Annotated in this window: 18 protein-coding genes and 1 pseudogene; 14 read left to right on the top strand and 5 right to left on the bottom strand. The window is 65.8% G+C overall.

Features of this window, described 5'->3' with window-relative positions:
- Positions 1–93: 93 nt before the first annotated feature.
- Positions 94–678 (bottom strand): isochorismatase family protein, encoded by a 585-nt coding sequence (locus tag ACODS5_RS14770; RefSeq protein ID WP_489109014.1) that lies wholly within the window; start codon positions 676–678, stop codon positions 94–96.
- An 89-nt stretch (positions 679–767) separates the two neighbouring features.
- Here ACODS5_RS14770 and ACODS5_RS14765 point away from each other — a divergent pair, with 89 nt between their 5' ends.
- Together ACODS5_RS14765 and ACODS5_RS14760 are read left to right on the top strand one after the other, a co-directional pair.
- The gene (locus tag ACODS5_RS14765; RefSeq protein WP_489109013.1) at positions 768–1,211 is read left to right on the top strand and encodes a GNAT family N-acetyltransferase; all 444 of its coding nucleotides are present in this window, start codon (positions 768–770) and stop codon (positions 1,209–1,211) included.
- A gap of 166 nt (positions 1,212–1,377) precedes the next feature.
- Positions 1,378–2,373, top strand: coding sequence for a hypothetical protein (locus ACODS5_RS14760; RefSeq protein ID WP_489109012.1), 996 nt, complete (start codon positions 1,378–1,380; stop codon positions 2,371–2,373).
- Between the two features lie 221 nt (positions 2,374–2,594).
- Here the strand turns inward: ACODS5_RS14760 and ACODS5_RS14755 are convergent, their stop codons facing one another.
- Positions 2,595–3,023 carry a PACE efflux transporter gene (locus tag ACODS5_RS14755; RefSeq protein WP_134690141.1) on the bottom strand — a complete coding sequence of 143 codons (429 nt, stop codon included), beginning with the start codon at positions 3,021–3,023 and terminating at the stop codon, positions 2,595–2,597.
- A gap of 103 nt (positions 3,024–3,126) precedes the next feature.
- Here ACODS5_RS14755 and ACODS5_RS14750 point away from each other — a divergent pair, with 103 nt between their 5' ends.
- From ACODS5_RS14750 to ACODS5_RS14740, 3 genes and pseudogenes are all read left to right on the top strand, one after another.
- Positions 3,127–4,026: a LysR family transcriptional regulator gene (locus ACODS5_RS14750; protein WP_489109011.1), complete on the top strand. Its 900-nt coding sequence runs from the start codon at positions 3,127–3,129 to the stop codon at positions 4,024–4,026.
- A gap of 135 nt (positions 4,027–4,161) precedes the next feature.
- Positions 4,162–5,193: pseudogene (locus ACODS5_RS14745) on the top strand (HAMP domain-containing protein); the annotation flags it as partial.
- A gap of 114 nt (positions 5,194–5,307) precedes the next feature.
- Positions 5,308–6,048 carry a methyl-accepting chemotaxis protein gene (locus ACODS5_RS14740; RefSeq protein ID WP_372239487.1) on the top strand — a complete coding sequence of 247 codons (741 nt, stop codon included), beginning with the start codon at positions 5,308–5,310 and terminating at the stop codon, positions 6,046–6,048.
- Between the two features lie 75 nt (positions 6,049–6,123).
- Here the strand turns inward: ACODS5_RS14740 and ACODS5_RS14735 are convergent, their stop codons facing one another.
- The 3 genes from ACODS5_RS14735 to ACODS5_RS14725 all read right to left on the bottom strand — a co-directional run bounded on the left by ACODS5_RS14735 (position 6,124) and on the right by ACODS5_RS14725 (position 8,823).
- Positions 6,124–7,188, bottom strand: coding sequence for a YkvI family membrane protein (locus ACODS5_RS14735; RefSeq protein ID WP_134690138.1), 1,065 nt, complete (start codon positions 7,186–7,188; stop codon positions 6,124–6,126).
- Between the two features lie 104 nt (positions 7,189–7,292).
- A complete protein-coding gene (locus ACODS5_RS14730; RefSeq protein WP_134690137.1) occupies positions 7,293–7,673 on the bottom strand; it encodes a RidA family protein in 381 nt (126 codons plus the stop codon).
- On the bottom strand, positions 7,663–8,823 hold the full coding sequence (locus ACODS5_RS14725; RefSeq protein ID WP_134690136.1) for an NAD(P)/FAD-dependent oxidoreductase: 1,161 nt from the start codon (positions 8,821–8,823) through the stop codon (positions 7,663–7,665). Before ACODS5_RS14725 ends, ACODS5_RS14730 begins: the two co-directional genes overlap by 11 nt.
- 113 nt (positions 8,824–8,936) lie before the next feature.
- On the opposite strand from ACODS5_RS14725, the gene ACODS5_RS14720 reads away from it, so the two are divergent.
- The 9 genes from ACODS5_RS14720 to ACODS5_RS14680 all read left to right on the top strand — a co-directional run bounded on the left by ACODS5_RS14720 (position 8,937) and on the right by ACODS5_RS14680 (position 16,922).
- Complete coding sequence (locus ACODS5_RS14720; RefSeq protein WP_134690135.1) at positions 8,937–9,539, top strand: helix-turn-helix domain-containing protein; 603 nt, start codon at positions 8,937–8,939, stop codon at positions 9,537–9,539.
- 264 nt (positions 9,540–9,803) lie between these two features.
- Positions 9,804–10,589, top strand: a complete 786-nt coding sequence (locus ACODS5_RS14715) for a sulfite exporter TauE/SafE family protein (RefSeq protein ID WP_134690134.1) — start codon at positions 9,804–9,806, stop codon at positions 10,587–10,589.
- A 107-nt stretch (positions 10,590–10,696) separates the two neighbouring features.
- Positions 10,697–11,269 carry a biliverdin-producing heme oxygenase gene (locus ACODS5_RS14710; RefSeq protein WP_134690133.1) on the top strand — a complete coding sequence of 191 codons (573 nt, stop codon included), beginning with the start codon at positions 10,697–10,699 and terminating at the stop codon, positions 11,267–11,269.
- Between the two features lie 104 nt (positions 11,270–11,373).
- Positions 11,374–11,850, top strand: coding sequence for a cupin domain-containing protein (locus tag ACODS5_RS14705; RefSeq protein WP_489109010.1), 477 nt, complete (start codon positions 11,374–11,376; stop codon positions 11,848–11,850).
- Between the two features lie 114 nt (positions 11,851–11,964).
- Entirely contained in the window at positions 11,965–12,891 is a 927-nt protein-coding gene (locus ACODS5_RS14700) for a 3-oxoacyl-[acyl-carrier-protein] synthase III C-terminal domain-containing protein (RefSeq protein ID WP_489109009.1), read from the top strand.
- A 12-nt stretch (positions 12,892–12,903) separates the two neighbouring features.
- On the top strand, positions 12,904–14,580 hold the full coding sequence (locus tag ACODS5_RS14695; protein WP_489109008.1) for a non-ribosomal peptide synthetase: 1,677 nt from the start codon (positions 12,904–12,906) through the stop codon (positions 14,578–14,580).
- A gap of 2 nt (positions 14,581–14,582) precedes the next feature.
- Positions 14,583–15,017: a VOC family protein gene (locus ACODS5_RS14690; RefSeq protein ID WP_134690131.1), complete on the top strand. Its 435-nt coding sequence runs from the start codon at positions 14,583–14,585 to the stop codon at positions 15,015–15,017.
- Positions 15,018–15,032: 15 nt separating this feature from the next.
- Complete coding sequence (locus ACODS5_RS14685) at positions 15,033–15,482, top strand: GNAT family N-acetyltransferase (RefSeq protein ID WP_134690130.1); 450 nt, start codon at positions 15,033–15,035, stop codon at positions 15,480–15,482.
- 75 nt (positions 15,483–15,557) lie between these two features.
- The gene (locus tag ACODS5_RS14680) at positions 15,558–16,922 is read left to right on the top strand and encodes a lysine N(6)-hydroxylase/L-ornithine N(5)-oxygenase family protein (RefSeq protein ID WP_489109007.1); all 1,365 of its coding nucleotides are present in this window, start codon (positions 15,558–15,560) and stop codon (positions 16,920–16,922) included.
- The last annotated feature ends 145 nt before the right edge of the window (positions 16,923–17,067 follow it).

Genomic DNA, 17,067 nt, shown 5'->3' with positions numbered 1-17,067 from the left:
ACGCGATGCGCTAGTCACGAGCACTTCACGCAAACGCTCCAGGATGGCACCCGACACAGCCGCAAACCACCTTCGGCAACCTCCAGGCCAACGTCATCGCCGACAAGTAGCCCCAGCCAGACTGGCCGGGCTGAACGTCAAGGCGTCGACCCCGGCCAGGATCTGCACTTCGTCACCCAGCGACCACTCCGCCGCCCGCGCCGCCAGGGCGGCGGGCACCCCTGGCGAGCCACCCGGCCCCGGTGGCACGTCGTAGGTGGCATGGGCATCGTGGGGCAGCAGCACGGCGAACCCACGTTGCAGCGCGGCGCGCGCGGTAGCGGCCAGGCACATGTCCGAAAGCAACCCGCACAGGGCCAGCCGGCGAACGCCAAGCGCGATCAGCAGCGCGTGCAGTTCGGTTTCACGAAAGCCGTCGTCCTCGCTCTTGAACAGCAGGTGCTCACCCCGAACAGGCGCGAAGTACAGTTGCCAGCCCGCACTGTGCGGGGCGTCCGGGCTACCGGGCACACCGTCGTTCTGCAGGAAGATCACCGGCACCCCGGCCTGGCGGGCACGGGCCAGCAGGCGGGCGATGCTCGCCTGCAAGGCCAGGTGTGCGGGCACCGCATCGGCGCCCTCCATGAAAGCGCACTGCACATCCACCAGCAGCAGGGCATCGGCCTTGGCAAGGGTCATCGGCGCTCCAAGGGTCGCAAGAGAAGTGCCGAGCATAGCGCAATGCCGTACCCTACCCGGCGTTTCCACCACGGAGCCTTGGAGGGCTTATGAAACACAGCATCGCGCCAGTTGGCGCGGAACACTTCGATCGGCTCGCCGATCTCTGGGAAGCCTCGGTGCGGGCGACCCATGACTTTCTGCCCGAGGGCTATATCGACCGCTTGAAGCCGCTGGTGCGCGAGCAGTACCTGGGCTTTGTCCAACTGCGGGCCTGGCACGATGCCCAGGGGCAGATCCAGGGTTTTGCCGGGGTGCATGACGGCAAGCTGGAAATGCTCTTCGTCGAACCGGCGTGCCGGGGCCAGGGCATCGGCAAGGCGTTGCTGGCCCAGGTGATCGAGGAACTGAGCGTGCGCGAGGTCGATGTCAACGAACAGAATCCGCAGGCGGCGGACTTCTACCTGAAACACGGGTTCGCCCAGGTCGGGCGCAGCGAAGTCGATGGCCAAGGCGACCCCTACCCATTGCTGCACCTGAAACTGGAGCGCTGAACATGCCTTGCCAACCTGCAAAGGGGGCCGCTCTGCGGCCCATCGCAGGGCGAGCCCGCTCCTACCGGTATTGCCCCCAGTACCGGTAGGAGCGGGCTTGTCCCGCGCCCCGTCCAGCAGGACGAACCTATACTGCCGATAGCCCCTTCCCTGGGAGGCCATCCGCGTGAAACCCAGCCTGGTGATCGTCCCGCTGTGCCTGCTGCTGGCCCTGGCCGGCTGCGCTGGCAAACGCCTGCCCGCCGCGCCGCCGCCGCAGAACCTGCCGCCAGCCGTGTGGCAGCGCATCGACCAGGACATCGTCGAAGCCTCGGTTGCCGCCGCAGGCTCGGCCAACGACTATGCCCGGCGCTCGATGCGGGTGTGGAAAGAGCAGGTGCAGCAACGCACCGAGAACGATTTCATCCCCTGGTTCACCGGCTACTGGACCCAGCAATGGCTCACCCTCAAGGTGGCCTGGTACAAGATGAACAGCGGCAACGACCAGGTTCCAGCGGAGAAACGCCTGGGCCTGTACCTGCAAGAGCAATACCGCCAGCGGGTGATCGACCCGGTGGCCGAGCAGATCAACCCCGAAGGCATTCGCGACCGCGCCAGCGAGCTGTACCTGCAACTGCTCGGCCAGCAATTGCCGACGATCATCCAACGCTACAACGCCCCGCCCGAGCAGTTCAGCCAGCGCCTCAACCGCATCCCGATCATCGCCCTGGGCCCGCCGTCGGCGCGCAACGCCTCGCTCTATCAATTGCTGCGGGCCAAATCCCTGGAGCAACAACCGGCCTGGCAAGCACTGCGCCAGCACTTGCACCAACAGGCTGCCAAGGCCCCTGGCCAGACCGAGGCGGGGCTGTCGTCGGTGGCCACTCAGGCCAGCGAGAAGCTCGGTGCCACGCTGGCGCCGCGCGGCGCGGCCAGCGCCATCGCCGCCGCGGTGGGCAAGGCGGCCGGGGCGATGATCTCGGTGGCGGTGACCGGCTACGGTCTCATCACCCATGACCGTGAGCAGCCACAGATGGTCGAGCAGTTGCGGGTGATCCTCAACGTGGCGCTGAACCAGGAATGGCAAGAGTTGATGGAGAACCGCCAGAGCGGCGCCATGGCCGGGGTGTACTACCTGTCGGGCCAGGTGGAGGACAGTTTGCTGGGCTATCGAGCGCCCTGATCCGAAGCCGACACGCTCCTTTAGGAGCGGCCTTGCGTCGCGAAAAGGGCTGCGCGGCAGCACCAGGATTTCAGCCCTTGGCAAAGATCGCCGGGGCCGGTGCCTACGCCGGTTGCGGCCCTGCAATGCCCGTAGGAGCCAGCTTGTCGGCGAACCGGCAACGCGGTGGATGGCACCGGCCATGCCGGTGTTCGCCGGCAAGCCGGCTCCTACAGACTGTGTCAGGCAGTCGCCATGGCCGAAGTGGGCAGGCCGAAAATGCGGTCGAACGCCCAGTTGTAGAGGAAGGTGTAGCACGGGATCAGGATGATGAACGCCAGGTCCACCAGGAACGCCTCCAGCAGCGTCATGCCCAGCCACCAGGCAATCAACGGGATCAGGTACACCACCAAGGTCAACTGAAAGCCAATGGCATGCGCCACCCGCCGCGCCACACTGCGCCCACGCGTGGCCTGGCGGCTTTCCCACCACTCGAACAGGCTGTTGTAGATGAAGTTCCAGGCCATGGCGATGGTGGTGATCATCACGGCCAACGGCCCGGTGTGCGAGGCCTCGGTATCGGACAAGTAGGCCAGCCCCAGGGTCGACATGCACAGGCCGATCAGTTCATAGAAGGTCACGTAGACCAGTTTGCGTTTGAGTCCTTGCACGGGATTTACCTTTGCTGCGGGTTGCACGAAAGGCGCGCAGATTGCATCAATTCCCTTGACAGAAAAAGTCGACACCTTTCAGATTTACTGAAAGGAGACTGCCATGAACTTTTCCAGCGACACCATCCTGCTATTTCTCGCCGTGCTCGACCGCGGCTCGTTTTCCGCCGCCGCCCGGGCCTCCGGGCGCGTCCCCTCGGCGGTCAGCATGGCCATTGGCAACCTTGAGGCGGAGCTTGGCTACGCCCTGTTCCAACGCGGTTCGCGCGAGGCGCGCCCCACCGCCCAGGCCCTGGCCCTGGAACCGCACGCGCGGTTGATCGCCGAGCAATTGGGCCTGCTGCAAGTGCATGCCCTGGAGCTGTCCCGTGGGCTGGAAAGCAGCTTGGCCATCGCCGTGGTGCCGGATATCGACCAGCGCCCGTTGCTGACGGCCATCGCCCGCCTGGGCGAGCGCTATCCACTGCTCGATATCGAGCTGTTGGCGGCCCCTCAGGAGGAGGCCCTGCAACTGCTCGACAGCGGGCGGGCCAACCTGTGCCTGGCCTTCGCCGGGTTGCAGGTCGATCCGCGGCGCAGCTTCCAGTTCATCGCCATGGAGTCGCTGGTAGCGACCCTGTCGCCGCACCACCCGGCCCTGCGCGAAGGGCGTATCCGCCACCTCGAGGACCTGGTCAACCTGCGCCAGATCCTGGTACGCAGCCGCGACCTGCCGCTGTCCGACCCTCGCTCGCTGATCGGCACCTCGCACTGGCGCACCGACAGCCTCGACCTGGCCGTGCAAATGGTCGAGGCGGGCCTGGGCTGGGGTGACCTGCCGCTGTCACGGATCGCGCCCTCGCTGGCCGCCGGGCGCCTGGTGCGCCTGGCGTTCCAGAACACCCGCAACGAACTGCAACTGCCCGTGCACGCGTTCTGGCTCAAGCAGCAACCCCTCGGCCAGGCCGCCCGGGCGCTGGTCGCCTTGCTGACGTTGCTTGGAGACTTTTCCTACAAGCCCTAAGGCGTACCCGCCAACAACTGCGGCATTTAGTCTTTCAACATTTTTCAGAAGCGGCCGATAACCGTGGCAACAGGTCCTGCCAAGCGTGCCAAAAGCGCGCGGCGCCCTCCTTTCACCGGCTCAAGGTCTCGAAACATGAACCTGAAATTCCGCCACAAGATCCTGCTCAGTGCGTGTGCCGTCGTTGTGTTGGCCTTCGCGCTGTTCACCCTGTACAACGACTACCTGCAACGCAACACCATCCGCCAGAACATCGAGTCGTCGGTGCGCCAGGCTGGCGCGCAGACCGCCAGCAGCGTGCAGAACTGGATGAGCGGCCGCATCCTGGTCCTGGAAAACCTGGCCCAGGACATCGCCCAGCAAGGCGCCGGCAACAACGTGCCAGGCCTGGTCGACCAACCGTCGTACACCAGCAACTTCCAGTTCACCTACTTCGGCCAGAACACCGGCCTGTTCACCCAGCGCCCCGACGCCAAGATGCCTGACGGCTACGACCCGCGTCAGCGTCCCTGGTACACCCAGGCCGTGGCCGCCAACCAGACCATGCTGACCCCGCCCTACATGGCGGCGGTCGGTGGCCTGGTGGTGACCATCGCCATGCCGGTCAAGGCCAAGGGCAGCGGCGAGCTGATCGGCGTGGTCGGCGGCGACCTGAGCCTGAACACCCTGGTCGACATCATCAACGCCGTGGACTTCGGCGGCATCGGCCACGCGTTCCTGGTCGACCGCAATGGCCAGGTGATCGTCAGCCCGGACAAGGACCGGGTGATGAAGAACCTCAAGGACATCTACCCAGGCTCGCCGCTGCGCGTGGAAACCGGCATCCAGGAAGTCAGCCTGGACGGCAAGGACCGGATCATTTCCTTCGCCCCGGTCGATGGCCTGCCGTCGGCGCAGTGGTACATCGGGCTGTCGATCGACAAAGAAAAGGCCTACGCACCACTGAGCCAGTTCCGCACCTCGGCGATCATCGCCATGCTCATCGCCGTGGCCGTCATCGCAGGCCTGCTGAGCTTGCTGATCCCGGTATTGATGCGTCCGCTGACCACCATGGGTCGCGCCATGCAGGACATCGCCGAAGGCGAAGGCGACCTGACCCGCCGCCTGGTCGTGGAGCAGAAAGACGAGTTCGGCGAACTGGCCACCTCGTTCAACCGCTTCGTCGAACGTATCCACGCCTCGATCAGCGAAGTATCGTCGGCCACCCGCCTGGTGCATGACCTGTCGGAAAAAGTCGTCGGTGCTTCCAACGCCTCGCTCTCCGGCTCCGAAGAGCAGAGCATGCGCACCAACAGCGTCGCCGCGGCGATCAACGAGCTGGGCGCCGCCACCCAGGAAATCGCCCGCAACGCCGCCGATGCCTCGCAGCATGCCAGCGGTGCCAGCGAACAGGCCAACGGTGGCCGCGAGGTGGTCGAGGAAGCGATCAGCGCCATGACCGCCCTGTCCGAGCGCATCAGCGAGTCGTGCGAGCAAATCGAGACCCTCAATGCCAGCACCGACGAGATCGGCAAGATCCTCGACGTGATCAAGGGCATTTCCCAGCAGACCAACCTGCTGGCGCTCAACGCCGCGATCGAGGCTGCCCGTGCCGGTGAAGCTGGCCGTGGCTTCGCCGTGGTCGCCGACGAAGTGCGCAACCTGGCCCACCGTACCCAGGAATCGGCCGAAGAGATCCACCGCATGATCACCAGCCTGCAGGTGGGCTCGCGCGAAGCGGTGCACACCATGAACACCAGCCAGGTGTCCAGCGAGCAGACCGTGCAGGTGGCCAACCAGGCCGGCGAGCGTTTGGCCAGCGTGACCCAGCGCATCGGCGAGATCGACGGCATGAACCAGTCGGTGGCCACCGCCACCGAGGAACAGACCGCCGTGGTCGAGAGCCTGAACCTGGACATCACCCAGATCAACGCGCTGAACCAGCAAGGGGTGGAGAACCTCAACGAAACCCTGCGCCACTGCGACGCCCTGAGCCAGCAGGCCGGGCGCCTGAAGCAGCTGGTGGGCAGCTTCCGCATTTAAGCCGCCCGTTTCGCCGGCCAGCCGGCTCCTACAGCAACCCCGTGTAGGAGCCGGCATTGCCGACGAAGACGCCGGTCAAACCACCGCCACCTTCCCCGCCTTGCCCCGTCGCAGCCATCCCACCAGCACCGCCACCATCAGCACCAGCCCCAGGTAGCCGAACAGCGGATACACCTGCCCTACCAGGCTGATGAACCCCACCAGGCTGCACGCAAAGCCCACGCCCCCGGTCACCACCGCCCCCCAGCGAAACTTCGCCGTGCCTGCCGGCAGCAACCTCGACAGGAACGAAAACAGTGTGCCCACGGCCGTGTTGACGATCATGCCGAAGATGATCAGGCACATCAGCAACCCCAGCAACGGCGACACCTCGCTGGCAATCGACAGCATCGGCATCGGCAAGGCGGCGACGCTGTCCAGGCGCGACAGCAGCCCCGCGCTCATCACCAGCATCAAGCCGCCCAGCGCCGCGCCACCGAGCAGGCCGCCAAGCACCGCGACCCGGCCCGTGCGCGCCGAGCCGCCGAGGATCGCCAGGATTGGCGCCCCGGCGACGATGTTGTAGGACACATACAGGAACGCCCCGAGCAACCAATGCCGCGCGCCGGGCTCCTGCTGGCTGGCCAGCTGGTCGAGGGCGGCGAAGCTCTGGCCGCGAGTGCACACGGCGTACAAGGCGATGGCCGACGCCACCAGGATCAGCAGCGGCGTAATCACGCCGATGGCGACCATCACCTTCTGCGCCTCGAGGCAGACTATGGCCACCACCAGCACGGTGACCAGCACGCTGCCGGCCAGCGCCGGAATGCCGAACTGCTGCTCCAGCAAGGCACCGCCACCGGCAAGCATGACCACGGTCACACCGAACATGAAGAAGGTGATGAGCCAGTCGACGCAGCGCCCCAGGTGACGCCCGCAGATGGCCTCGATGACGGCTTTGTGCGAAGTGGCCCGCAGGCGGTTGCCCAACCCGGCCAGGGCCATGCCGAGGAAGGTGAACAAGGCGGCGCTGACCAGCGCGCCGACCAGGCCCCACAGGCCGAAATCGACGAAGAACAACAGCAGTTCCCGCCCGGACGCAAAGCCCGCGCCCACGATCACGCCGACGAATGCGCCGGCGATCTTCAGTTGCTCTTGCATGTGCACCTCTGGTTCTTATTGTTGTATCGGGTCGTTGCAGGGCGTCGTGGCAGCCGGCCTGCCCCGCGATACAGAGATCGCCGGGCAAGCCCGCCGCCACGGTGTCAGTTGTCCTGGCCGAGATAGGCCTGCACCTCGATCTCCACATCCACCCCCAGCGCCAGCGCCGAGGCCACGGTCGAACGCACCGGCAACGCGGCGCCGAAGAATTCCTTGTATACCTCGTTGAAACCGGCGAAATGGCTCATGTCCGACAGCCACACGGTGGCTTTCACCACCTGGTCGAAACGCGCGCCGCAGGCTTGCAGGCTCTCGCCGATACGCTCGCAAGCGGCACGGGTCTGGGCCTGGATATCGCCCTTCACCACCTCGCCGCCGGCGCTCATCGGGATCTGCCCGGACAGGAACAGGAAACCGCCGGCTTTCACCGCGCGGGAAAAAGGAAACGGCAGGCTGCTGGGAAAACGCTGGATGTCATTGCTCATGGGAAGTCTCCATGGAAGGTTGGCTGAAACGTGCCGGGGACAGCCGAGCAGGCTCGACGCCCTGGCGGACAAGGCTGGCACACAGAGGCTGGCCCAGCAGCAGGTCGGCGGCCAGGCGCGAGGCCCCGGCTGCAGACTGGATGCCATAGCCGCCCTGCGCCGCCAGCCAGAAGAAGGCGGGTGCCACGGGGTCGAAGCCGATCACCAGGTCACCGTCGGCGACGAACGAGCGCAGGCCCGCCCAGCTGTGGCTCGGGCGGCGGATCTCGAGGGTGGTCATGGCTTCGATGTTGTAGATGCCCAGGGCCAGGTCCAGTTCCTCCGGGGCAGCATCCTGGGGCTCGACCGGGTCGGCGTTGGCCGGCGAACCGAGCAACTGGCCGGCGTCGGGCTTGAAGTAGAAGCTCTCGTCGACTCCGATCACCGCCGGCCAGCGCGCGAAGTCGTGCTGCGCCGGGCCGGGGAAGGTGAAGGCGCTGCGTCGGCAAGGCTGCAGGCCGATCCTGGCTACCCCGCACTGCTCGGCCACCCGGTCGGCCCAGGCCCCGGCGGCATTGACCAACTGCCGGGCGTGCACGCGGCTGCCATCGACCAGCTCGACATGCCACAGGTCGTCCAGGTAGTAGGCCTGGACCACTTCGGCGTTGCAGCGCAGCTCGCCACCGGCCTGGCGCAAGCCACGCAAAAAGCCCTGGTGCAGGGCATGCACGTCGAGGTCCATGGCGTCGGTCTCGTGCACCGCCCCTGCCAGCAGCTCACCGCGCAGGCTGGGCACCAAGGCGAGCGCCGCCGCGCTGTCAAGCAGGCTGACGGCGGTGCCGTTGGCCAGGTTCTGCGCGTAGGTCGCGTGCAGCAGGTCGCGCTGTTCCAGGTTGGCGACATACAGGCAGCCACGCGGTTCCAGCAACGGATGCTCGCAGAACCCCGCCGGCGGCTGCGCGTAGAACGCCCGGCTGGCGCGGGTCAGGGCCTGGATCTGTGGGGTGCCGTAGGCCTCCATGAACATCGCCGCCGAGCGTCCGGTGGAATGGTAGCCCGGCTGCGCCTCGCGCTCGAGGATCAGCACATGGCGCTGGCCAGCCAGGCGGTAGCCCAAGGAGGCACCGGCAATGCCGGCGCCAATGATCAAGGTATCGTGGATCGGTCCCATGCGCGCTCCTGCTGGGATAATTATCATTTGTGAGAATTCTAATATATGAGAATTTAGAATTGCGCAAGCCGACACGCTAAGATGCCCGACCAAAGACTTGCCTGAGCGCCCCGATGCCCGACGCCCCCACCACCGGCCCCCAACTCGACCGCTGCGCCGTCGGCGCGCGCCTGCGCCAGTTGCGCAAGAGCCGGCAAATGACCCTCAAGCAATTGTCGGCACACAGCGGCGTGCCGCTGTCGACCCTGTCGAAGATGGAGCTGGCCCAGGTGTCGGTGAGCTACGAGAAACTGGCCGCCGTCGCCCGCGCGCTGAACCTGGACATCGCCCAGCTGTTTCGCGCCAGCAGCCCAGGCGGCGCCGTGCAACCGGCCACCGTGGTGGTGGATTCGCTGGCCACGGTGGCGGGTTACTCCACCGGTAACTACGACTACTACCCGATCGCCGGCGCCTTCCCGGAACGCCGCATGACCCCGGCCTATGCCCGCATCATCGCCCGCGAACGCGGCCAGTTCGACGATTTCATTCGCCACCCCGGGCAAGAGTTCGCCATGGTCATCAGCGGGCGGGTGCGTATCGAGTTCGAGACCGGCGAGGCGGTGAGCATCGGTCCGCAGGAGACCGCCTATTTCGACAGCCAGGTCGGGCATATCTACCTGTCGGAGAGCGAGGATGGCGGCGATGCCGAAGTGATGGTGGTGATGACCGATCGCTGAAGATCCAATGCTGGCCCATTCCCCTGTAGGAGCGGCCTAGTGTTGCGAAAGGGCTGCGCAGCGGCCCCAAGATTTCAGCGTTGACGCACAGATCGCCGGGGCCGCGTTGCGGCCCTTTCGCGACACAAGGCCGCTCCTACAGGAAGAAGCGCATGCCACCAGCGAGCGGTTATAACCTAATAACGAACAAGTCTATTTGGCTATAAAAAAATCTATATGCTGGGCAGCATCCGATCACGGGCAAAGCTGGGCGTCGAGTAGCGTATGGATGTAGGTTCTTTCGGTTTCACCATTGCCGGATTGGTCGTGGGCTTCATCGTCGGCATGACCGGCGTCGGCGGCGGCTCGCTGATGACCCCGATCCTGCTGTGGTTCGGCATCAACCCGGCCACCGCCGTGGGCACCGACCTGCTCTACGCCGCCATCACCAAGGCCAGTGGCGTCTGGGTGCATGGCCGCAACAAGAACATCGACTGGAAGATCACCGGCTGGCTGAGCCTGGGCAGCGTGCCGGCGGCGGCCCTGACCTTGTGGTTCCTCAGCACCCTGCACACCGACACCTCCGCGCTCAACGCCATCATCAAGCAAGGCCTGGCGGTGGTGCTGATCCTCACCGCCCTGGCGATCCTGTTCAAATCGAAACTGCAGGCCTTCGCCAGCAAGCACGCGGGCGATCACTACCACCTCAGCGACCGCACCCTCAACGTGCTGACCGTGGCCACCGGCATCGTCCTCGGGGTGATGGTCACCCTCACCTCCATCGGCGCCGGCGCCCTGGGCACCGTGGCGCTGTTCCTGCTCTACCCGTTCCTGGTCACCCGCCGCCTGGTCGGCACCGAGATCGCCCACGCCGTGCCGTTGACCTTGGTGGCGGGCCTTGGCCATGCCGGCATGGGCAACATGGACTGGTCGCTGCTGGGCTACCTGCTGCTGGGCTCGCTGCCGGGCATTTACCTGGGCAGCCACCTGACCGGGCGCATCTCCGACCGAGTCCTGCGCCCGTGCCTGGCGACCATGCTGTTGCTGATTGGCTACAAGCTGGCGTTCTGAGACGGCCTGCGAGGATTCGCCGGCAAGGCCGGCCCCTACAAGACACGCCAGGACAAACAGGGAGCGATCTGGCACTATCAGCCCTCGCCCCCCCAGAACCCTCCGCCATGCCTGACACGCCCCAATCGCTGCTGCTCGCCCTGCGCGAGGCCACCCGGGCCAGCCACAAACGGCTGGAGGCACGCCTGCCGTTTTTCAGCGAAGGGTTCGACCTGGCACGCTACCGCGACCTGATGGTCGCCTATCACGGCTTCCACGCGCCACTGGAGGCCAGCCTGGCCGACTACCAAGGGCGCGAGCGCGACAAGACACCAGCCCTGGCCCGGGACCTGCGCATGCTTGGCGTCGAGGTCGAAGCCTTGCCGCGCTGCCAGCAACTGCCGCGGATCGACGACGAGGCCAGTGCCCTGGGGGTGATGTACGTGCTCGAGGGCTCCACCCTTGGCGGCCAGGTGCTCAAGCAGGCCATGGCCAAGCGCCTGGGTATCGACGCTGACAGCGGTGGCGGTTTTCTCGACGTCTACGGCCCGCTGACCGGCAGCCACTGGCGCAGCTTCCTCGCGCGGCTCGGCGCCTTCGCCCGCCAGCCCGAGCGCGAGGCGCGGACGCTCCAGGCCGCGGTGACCACCTTCGAATGCTTCGAGCGCTGGCTCGAGGCGCGTCATACCTTGCTCGACTAGCTCGCTCACAGGCAGTTTGACATCGCTTTGCCACCAGACTATCTTCGCGTGCTTTTTTTCGAAAAGCCCACGGAAGAATAAGAGTTGCCAAGGAGGCAATACGCGTGTCTCGCCTGTCCGCAATCCCCCTCGCCTGCGTGTTCGTGGCCGCCAGTTCGGCCGTTTTCGCCAGCAACGCCAGCGCCGCTGAAGCGCCATCTCCCAGCACCCTGCCGATCCCGCGCAGCGTTCCGGCCAGCGTGCCGACCGTGAACACCCCGGACACCTCCGAATTCTATACGGCGCTCAACGGCACCCATTACCGCTACCGTTGCCTCTCGCCCTTCACCGCCCCCGGTGAACAAGCCGCGGTCGAGGTTTGCGAAATCCCGCCCGTGGAACTGCAATTGCACGGTTGGCCCGAAACCGAAGTCATCCAGCTGATCAGCGGACAGGTGCAGATCACCGAAGCCAATGGTGCCCAGCAGCACTACCAGGCCGGTGACATCTTCGTCCTGCCGCAAGGTTTCAAGGGCATCTGGAAACAGCCAGCCACCATCACCAAGGTGACGGTGCGCCACCCGCTGTACTGGAAAGACTGACCACCTCGTAACCGCCGACACCCGCCGCCACCAGGCGCCGGGTGCCAGCGCTCGCGCCCCATCGGCTGGCCTGGCGCGGGCTTGCCTTCACCCTTTGAACAAGATGAGCAAAACGTGAACCCAACCGTTTACCTGGGCGGCATCGCCTGTGAGACCGGCCAAGCCGTGGACATCGAGGCGGCGCAGATGGCGCCACAGACGCGCGCACTGCTGCAATCCGAAGCCAATGGCGTGCGCTGCTTCTCCCACCATCCTGGCCAGCACTGGGAGCTGGTGACCGGCGCGGTGATTCGCGCCCTGGCCGACAGTGGCCGTCAGCCCGACGACATCGGCGCGGTGCTGCTGGTATCGGGCCTGCTCGATGCCCAGAACAACCTCGAGGCCCTGTGGCTCGCGGAACTGGGCCGCACCCTGCAGATGCAGGCCGTGCCCTTCTACGCCGTGGGCCTGGCAGGCTGCGCGGGGTTCCACGCCGGCCTGAAGATGGCCGCGGCGCTGACCGCCAGCGGCGAGGCCGAGCATGTGCTGCTGGTGACCTTCGACCAGGCCGGCGACGCGCTGCAACGGGTCTATGGCGAAGGCAGTGACTTCGTCTACGTGACCGGCGACGCTGCCGCGGCCTGCGTCGTCAGCCGCCAGCCGGCGCAGATGCAGTACGCCCTGCGCGGCAAGGTGCAGTACAGCAGCAACACCGAGCAGATCGAGCATTTCTCCAACGATACCGACATGCGCAGCATCGCCGCGCTGGTCAAGCGCACCTGCCAACACGCCGAGATCGCCCCGCGCGCCGTGCATCACTTCATTTGCAACAACTACACCCTCGAGGCGACCCGGCTGTTCTGCCAGCTCGCCGGGATCAGCTTCAGCAAGGCGGTGACCGCGCCGCTGGCCCAGCATGCCCACTGCTTCAGCGCCGACAACCTGATCAACCTCGGCCACCTGCACGCCGAAGGCGCGCTGCAGCCGGGCGAGCATGCCCTGCTGTTCAGCACCGGGCCGTTCCAACTCGGGGCGTGCCTCATCACCCGCCTTGCCTGCTGAGCGAATGCCCCGATGAATACCGTTATCGAACGCTTCCACGCCAGCGCCCAGCGTCACCCGCACATGCCCGCGCTGATCGCCGGTGACCGCCAGCTCGACTATGCCGGGTTGCTGGCGCGGGTCGATGCCATGGCCGCGCTGCTGCAGCACGAGGTTGCCCGCGAACTCGGGCGGGCCATCGCGCCCACCGACAAGATCGGCCTGTCGCTGGGCAAGGGCATCGACCTCTACGTGGCGATCCTGGCCATCCTGAGCAGCGGCGCCAGCTATGTACCGATCGACCCGGCCTTGAACGAAGACAGTCGCCAACAGTTGCGCGAGCGCTGCCGCTGCGCGCTGGTGCTGACCCCGCAGTGGCTGCACGCCCATGACCAGGCCGACCTCCCGGCCCCCGCGCCCGTGGCGACGATTGCCAGCGACACTGCCTACACCATCTTCACCTCGGGCTCCACCGGGCGCCCGAAAGGCGTCAGCGTCAGCCAGTTGAGCCTGCTCAACCTGGTCGACTGGGCCATCGACGCCTTCGACCTCGGCCCCGGCGCGCGGGTGCTGCAATATTCGACCATCAACTTCGACGCCTCGGTGCTGGATATCTTCCCGGCCCTGCTCAGCGGCGCCGCCTTGTGCATCGCCAGCGACGAAGAGCGGATGTCCGAAGCCGCACTGGCCAGCTTCTGTGCCCGCCACGGCGTCACCCAGGCGTTCCTGCCACCGCCGCTGCTGACCATCTTCGACCCCAGCCGCTTCCCCAGCCTGGCCACCGTACTGACCGGCGGCGAAGCCTGCCATCCGCGCGCCATCGAGGCCTGGTCGCAGGGCCGACGCCTGTACAACCTCTATGGCCCGACCGAGGCCACGGTGCTGGTCAGCTGCAAGCGCATGAGCGCCGACACCGCCGCGCAGAACATCGGCCAGGCGATTCGTGGCGTGCGCCTGTACGTGCTCGACGAACAGCAGCGCCCGGCCGAACAAGGCGAGCTGCATATCGCCGGCCTGGCCCTGGCCGCCGGCTACCTGGACGATCCTGCCACCAGCGCCGAGCGCTTCATCAGCCTGCCGGCCCTGGACGCCTCGCGGCTGTACCGCAGCGGTGACCTGGTGCAACGCACCGCCCAGGGCGATATCCACTTCCTCGGCCGCCTCGACCGCCAGGTGAAGGTGCGCGGTTATCGCATCGAGCTGGAAGAAATCGAAGCGGCGCTGCTGCGCCTGGGTTACCAGGAAGTGGCGGTGACCTCCGACCCGCAGGCCGGGCTGGTGGCCTATATCGTCGCGCCAGCGCCCTTGAGCAGCCAGCAGGTGCGCGACCGGCTGGGCCAGCACTTGCCGGACTACAAGGTGCCCCAACAGGTGGTGCGCCTGTCGGCCATGCCCTACAAGCCCAACGGCAAGGTCGACCTGGGCCAGTTGCCCGCTCAGGTTCCGGCCGCGCAAGCGCAGGCTGGCAGCGAAGACCACGGCGACACCTTCGCGCGCCTGGCCGAGCTCTGGGCCAATGAATTGCACGTGCCGCTGGCCTCGCTGAGCCCGGCGTCGGATTTCCGCGCCTTGGGCGGTTCGTCGATCAACATCATGCACCTGTTGTCCGCGGTGGAAACCGAGTTCGGCGAGCTGGTCGACTTCATCGATTTCCTCGAAACCCCCACCCTTGCCTTCCTTACCCACACCCTTGCAAGCCGGAGCCAGTAATCATGCTTGAAACACTCAACCACGTAGGCCTCACCGTCCTCAACATCGAAGAAACCCTGGCCTTCTACCGCCAGCTGACCACCGTGGAAATCTACGAAGAGGCGGTACGCATCAGCGGCGACGGCGTGGGCCAGGTCATCAACGTGCACCAACCGGACTACACCTCGTGCATGGTACGCATCGGCCAGCGCGACTTCGAGCTGATCGAGCATCACAGCTCCAAGGGCCGCCATATCATTTCCCAGCACAACGACTCCGGCGGCATCCACCTGGCGTTCATGGTCGACAACATCGACGAGGTGTTTGCGCGGGTCAAGGCCATGGGCATCACCCCCACCACCGAGCAGCCTTACACCGCCCGCGAGCTGGAAGGGTACCGAGCGTTCTTCTTCCGCGACATCAACAACGTGCAGATCGAAATCGGCCAGATCCACTGAAGACGAGACCCAGCCATGCCCATCATTGCCTGTGAACTGCAACACCTCGATGCCGCCGCGGACCTGTTCAACCAGTACCGCATGTTCTATGAGGAAGCCGACGACCTGCCGACCGCCCGGGCGTTTCTGCAAAAGAACCTGGAAACCGGCAACTCGCGGATCTTCCTGCTGCTGGACGACAACGACCAGGCGATCGCCTTCGCCCAGCTGTACCCGGCGACCTGCTCGCTGGCGATGAAGCGCTTCTACTGGCTGTACGACCTGTTCGTGGTGCCCCACGCCCGGCGCGGGGGCCATGCGCGGACACTGATGAACCACCTCAGCGCCACCTTCAAGGCCGAAGGCGCCCAGCGCCTGAGCCTGGACACCGCGCGCAGCAACAAAGCGGCGCAGGCCCTGTACGAGTCGCTGGGTTATGAAGCCGAACAGGACTTCATCACCTACCACCAGATGTTGAACGACTGAGGCGCCCGCCCAACGGGCGCGGTTCAGTTCAAGGAATACGGCTGCCAGCGGCAGCCAGGGCATGGAAACTCCAACGTGAAACATTCAACTGATCGCATCTACGATCTGCTCGGGGTGGGCGTCGGCCCGTTCAACCTCGGGCTCTGCGCCTTGCTGCAGCCACTGGACCAGGTCGACAGCCTGTTCTTCGAAGCCAAGCCACGCTTCGAGTGGCATGCCGGCATGCTGATCGACGACGCGACCCTGCAAGTGCCATTCACCGCCGACCTGGTGACCATGGTCGAACCGCGCAGCCGCTACACCTACCTGAACTACCTGCACGAGCAAGGTCGGCTGCACCAGTTCTGCTCCTACGAGAGCTTCTACGCGCCACGGGCCGAGTACAACCGCTACTGCCAATGGGTCAGCGAGCAGATGGACAACATCCGCTTCTCGTCCCGGGTGGTGGCGTTGGAAGTGATCGATGACATTTTCCACCTGAGCGTGCTCGACCAGGCCAGCCAGCAGCAGCTGACCTATCGGGGCCGCCACCTGGTGCTGGGGGTCGGCACCGAGCCAAGCTGGCCGGCCATGGCCAACGCGGCGATGGGCCAGGGCAACTGCATCCACTCCAGCGCCTACCTGCAGAACAAAGAAGCGCTGCAGACCCGCCGCGACATCACCATCGTCGGCAGTGGGCAAAGCGCCGCGGAGATTTTCCTCGACCTGCTGCGCGAGCGGCCGCGTCACGGCTATGCGCTGAACTGGCTGTCGCGCAGCCGAGGGTTCATCGCCATGGAGTATTCCAAGCTCGGCTCCGAGCACTTTTCCCCAGACTACGCCGAGCACTTCCACGCCCTGCCCGAACACAGCCGGCTCGCGGCGCTGCAAGGGCAAAGCCTGTGGTACAAGGGCATCTCCCTGGACACCATCAAGGACATCTACGACTGCCTGTACATGCAGTCGATCGACCAATCCTTGCCGGTGGTGCTGCAGTCGCGCACGGAGCTTGAACACATCGACAACGACGGCCAGCGCCTGGCATTGGACTTCCGCCAGCTGGACATGCACAAGCGCTTCAGTTTCAACACCGACGCGCTGGTGCTGGCCACCGGTTACGACTATGTGTTCCCACCATTCCTGCGCAGCCTGGAGCAATGGCTGGAGTTCGACAGCAAGGGCCATGCCGCGGTCAACCGCGACTACAGCCTCAAGACCTCGGCGCACATCAAGGGGCGGATCTACGTGCAGAACGCCGAGATCCACTCACACGGCGTCGGCGCGCCCGACCTGGCCATGGGCGCCTTTCGCAGCGCCAGCATCATCAACCACCTGACCGGCACCGAGCACTACCAACTGCGCAGCCGCAACGTGTTCCAGACCTTCGGCATCGCCCCGCAGTGGTTGCCGGGGGCCGAGGCCGAGGTCAAGGCCCTGCACGGCAACCCCGCACGGGCCTGAGGTTGGCCGGCCAGCAGGACATCACGCAGGCAGCTTGCTTGTTTTGCGGCTGCGTCGGCCCGCTAACGGGGATCACGCAGACGCCCCTCTGTAGGAGCCAGCCTTGCTGGCGAACCAGGCAACGCGGTGCATAGCACCGGCTGCG

It is taken from the genome of Pseudomonas sp. FG47, from assembly GCF_057809115.1.
This window is presented reverse-complemented; position numbering and strand designations above follow the sequence as displayed.